The 1,150-nt window shown below is 75.1% G+C and carries 1 protein-coding gene; it reads right to left on the reverse strand.

Annotation, left to right across the window (positions count from 1 at the left end):
• Positions 1–1,150 (reverse strand): type I polyketide synthase (locus H5J33_RS36020; RefSeq protein ID WP_181798858.1); only part of this gene is annotated, 1,150 nt, incomplete at both ends.

Consider the following 1,150-nt stretch of genomic DNA (forward strand, 5'->3'; position numbering starts at 1 on the left):
CGAGGGCCCGTTGGGCGCGGTGAGCCCGTTGCTCGCCCCGTCCTGGTTGACGGCCGTACCCCGCACCACCGCGAGCACCGGATGGCCGAGCCGCAGCGCGTCCGACAGCCGCTCCACCACCAGCACACCGGCGCCCTCGGCCCAGCCGGTGCCGTCCGCGCCCTCCGCGAAGGCCTTGCAGCGGCCGTCCGGGGACAGCCCGCGCTGCCGGCTGAAGTCCAGGAACGCGGCCGGCGACGACATCACCGTCACCCCGCCCGCCAACGCCATCGAGCACTCGCCCCGCCGCAGCGCCTGCACCGCCAGATGCAGCGTGACCAGCGACGACGAACACGCCGTGTCCACCGTGACGGCCGGGCCCTCCAGGCCGAAGGTGTACGACAGCCGGCCGGCCGCCACGCTGCCCGCCGTGCCGGTGCCGCGGAACGCCTCCAGTTCCTCGGGGATGGCGCGCAGCCGGGTGAGGTAGTCGCGGTTCATCAGGCCGACGTAGACGCCGGTGCGGCTGCCCCGCAGTGTCGTCGGGTCGATGCCCGCCCGCTCGAAGGCCTCCCAGGACGTCTCCAGCAGCAGCCGCTGCTGCGGGTCCATCGCCAGCGCCTCACGCGGTGAGATGCCGAAGAAGGCGGCGTCGAACTCGGCCGCGTCGTACAGGAACCCGCCCTCGCGCGTGTAGACCTTCCCGCGTACCCCGGGATCCGGGTCGTAGAGGCCGTCCAGGTCCCAGCCGCGGTCGGCGGGGAAGCCGGAGATCGCGTCCGAACCGCCCGCCACCAGCTCCCACAGCTCCTCCGGGGAGCGGACCCCGCCGGGGAACCGGCAGCCGATCCCGACGATGGCGACCGGCTCGTCCTCCGCGCCGGTGCCGGGGGCGGGCCGGGCTGTGCCGGGGTGTTCCGCCAGGATTTCCCGGCGCAGGTACTCCGCCAGCGCGGCCGGGGTCGGGTAGTCGAAGACGAGGGTGGGGGGCAGGGTCAGCCCGGTGCGGGGGCTGAGCGCGTTGCGCAGTTCGACGGCGCCGAGCGAGTCCACGCCGAGGTCGCGGAAGGTCTGGCCGGCGCCGATGGCGTCGGGTGTCGCGTGGCCGAGGACGGTCGCGGCGTGGGTGCGGACCAGGTCGAGCAGCATGCCGTCGCGCTCGGCGGCGGGC

Source organism: Streptomyces sp. WELS2, assembly GCF_013870595.1.
Classification (GTDB): domain Bacteria; phylum Actinomycetota; class Actinomycetes; order Streptomycetales; family Streptomycetaceae; genus Streptomyces.